At 67.5% G+C, this 3,249-nt stretch carries 1 protein-coding gene; it reads left to right on the forward strand.

Annotated features, from left to right (window positions below):
* The coding region (locus CF161_RS00130; protein WP_020294491.1) for a filamentous hemagglutinin N-terminal domain-containing protein at window positions 1-3,249 on the forward strand (3,249 nt) is incomplete at both ends.

Consider the following 3,249-nt stretch of genomic DNA (forward strand, 5'->3'; position numbering starts at 1 on the left):
AAGCGGCCCAGGCGGCCGGGCGCCAGGCCGCGTTCGGCCGGGTGACCACGGTGCCCGACGGCCTCGGCGAAGGCGGGCTCAAGGTCGACAACAGCCTGACCCAGGGCTGGACCAACGCCAAAGGCCCGGTGCAGACCCAGGCCGGCGGCCAGACCACGGTGACCATCGAGCAGACCGCCGACAAGGCGATCCTCAACTGGGAGACCTTCAACGTCGGGCGCAACACCACGGTCGATTTCCAGCAGCAGTCGAGCTGGGCCGTGCTCAACCGGGTCAACGACCCCAATGCCCGGCCCAGTGAGATCCAGGGCCAGATCAAGGGCGCGGGCACGGTGATGATCATGAACCGCAACGGGGTGATCTTCAGCGGTAGCAGCCAGGTCAACGTGCGCAACCTGGTGGCCGCGGCCGCCAGCATCAGCGATGACCAGTTCACCCTGCGCGGGCTGTACGTGGACACCAACGGCAGCCTGCCGACCTTTACCGATGCCGCGGGCAAGGTCGAGGTACAGCGCGGGGCGCTGATCCAGACCCACAGCCCGGCGACGTCCACCGACGCCGGTGGTTACGCCTTGCTGCTGGGTTCGGAGGTGGAGAACGCCGGCACCCTGATCACCGCCAAGGGCCAGACCACCCTCGCGGCCGGTGACAGTTTTTACATCCGGCGTGGGGTGGGCACCAGCGGCAACCAGCACTCCACCACCCGGGGCAACGAAGTGGCGACCAGCCTCAACCCCGACAGCAGTGCCGGCAAGGTCAGCAACACCGGCCTGATCATGGCGTCCACCGGCGATATCACCCTGACCGGGCACCAGGTGCAGCAAAACGGCGTGGCCCTGGCCAGCACCTCGGTGGACACCCGCGGCACGATTCACTTGCTCAATTCGGCCAGCGACAGCACGGGCAGCGTGACCCTGGGGCAGGGCAGCACCACCGCGATCCTGCTCGACAGCAGTGGCAGCACTGCCCTGGACAGCCAGCGCAACAATGGCCTGATCAACCTCGACGGCACCCCGACCAACCTGATCACCGGCCAGTTCAACAACCTCAGCAGTGTCAGCGACCGCACCGATCAGTCGCGGATCGAGATCGTCAGCGGTGGCAGTGTGGACTTCCAGAGCGGCTCCATCACCCTGGCCACCGGCGGCCAGGTGGCGGTGACGGCGGGCCAGCGCAGCCTGGTGCGCGATGGCGCGACCATCGACGTGTCCGGCGCCGTTGGGGTCAAGGTGGCGATGGAATCCAACACCATCAAGATCAACGTCCAGGGCAACGAGCAACGCGACTCGGCGGGCAACCGCGATAACGGCCAACTGATCAACAACGATGTCTGGGTCGACCTGCGGGAGTTGGTGTTCGTCCCGGCCGGCACCAATGGCTACGCCACCGACCGCTGGTACACCGCCGGCGGCCTGCTGGAGGTGGGCGGCTACCTCGGCACCCAGGGCCACACGGTCGGCGAATGGATGGCCCAGGGCGGCACCCTGACCTTTACCGGCAAGGACGTGGTGACCCAGTCCGGCGCCCAGTTGAACCTCTCCGGCGGCACCGTCGACGTGCAGGGCGGGTATATCCAGCAAAGCTGGCTCAAGGGCCCCAACGGCCAGCTGTACGAGCTGTCGCGGGCACCGGGGGACATTCTCTACACCGGGCTCTACAAGGGTTATGAAGACATCAGCACGCGCTGGAACCGCAACGACTACTACTACAACCCGCTGATCGCCCAGCAACGGCGCTACGAGGCCGGTTACACCATCGGCCGCGACGCCGGCAAACTGGTGATCGGCACCCGCAACGCCGTGCTCGAAGGCCAGTTGATCAGCGACGTGTTCAAGGGCGAACGCCAGACCCAGGCGCCCAACGTCAACCTCGACGGCTACCAGCAATCCCACAAGGCCGCCGCCCAGCGGGCGCAGCTGATCATTGGCAACTACACGCCGATCTACAACAAGGCCAGCGGCACCCTGCGCTACGCCCTGAGCCCGAGCATGGACCAGGTGCTGATCGAGGCCAACGCGCAGAAAATCGCCGATAGCCTGGACCTCGGCAGCGCCTTGCCGGCCGATCGCCAGGGGCAACTGGTGCTGGACAGCGACCAGCTCAACGGTTTCCAGCTGGGGGCGATCAAGGTCGGTGCGCGGCAGCAGATCCAGGTCAACAGTGGGCTGACGGTGGCCGACGGCGGCGAGATCACCCTGTTCGGACCCCAGGTCAAAATCAACGCCGACCTCACCGCCCATGGCGGCCGGATCAATGCCGGCAACGTCTTGAACCAGGTGGATGTGAACCGCGGTTTTGTGGTCGGTGACGTGATTCTCGCGCCCACCGACGCTACCCAGCCCCGGGTCGATGTGGCGACCGGGGTCACGCTCGATGCCTCCGGGCGCTGGACCAACCTTGCCCTCGATCCGCAGGCCAGCGAGGGGCTGGCCTTTATCAACGGCGGCAAGCTGTCGCTGCGCAGCAGCGGCGACTTGAACCTGGCCAGCGGCACCCGGCTGGATGTGACCTCCGGTGCGAGCATCGGTTATGACGGCAAGACCAGTGGCGGCAAGGGCGGTGATCTGACCCTGGCGGCCGATGGCTCGCTGGACCTGGGCAGCGAACTGCTCGGCTACGGGGTCAACGGCGGCGGCACCCTGGCGCTGCAGGCGCACAAGGTGCTGATCGGCGATGCGGGCGCAGCGCCTGTGGCCGGCACCCTGCAACTGGCCGGGGACTTCTTCGACAAGGGTTTTTCCGCCTACGACATCACCGGCAACGAAGGCCTGATCGTCGCCGATGGCGCCCGGGTCGACGTCAGCCAGCCGCTGTACCGCCTGGGCAGCGAGGCCAGTACCCGCCCCACCGGCAGTGCGCCTGCCAGCGTGCTGCAAACCTGGCTGCCGGAGCTGTACCAGCAGGACCCGGCGAAAGGTGTGCTGACTCAGCGCCGTGGCGCCAGCCTGACCCTGAGCGCCGGCACGCAATACGCCACTGCTGCCCAGTTGCCGACCACTGCCCTGAGCGTCGGCCAGGGCGCGGTGATCACGGTCGACCCGGGGCAGGCGATCAACCTGCGCAGCGTCGGCCAGTTGACCGTCAATGGCACCCTCAATGCCTGGGGCGGTCGCGTCAGCCTTGGCGGCCTGACCACGGCCAGTGGCGAGGCGGCCAACGCCACCGGCCACGGGCGTTCGATCTGGGTCGGCGAGCAGGCGCTGATCGATGTCGCGGCCCGGGCGGTGAGCGCGGTGGACAACCGCGGCC

Origin of the sequence: Pseudomonas sp. CF161, from assembly GCF_000416215.1 — a bacterium.
In the GTDB taxonomy this organism is placed as follows: domain Bacteria; phylum Pseudomonadota; class Gammaproteobacteria; order Pseudomonadales; family Pseudomonadaceae; genus Aquipseudomonas.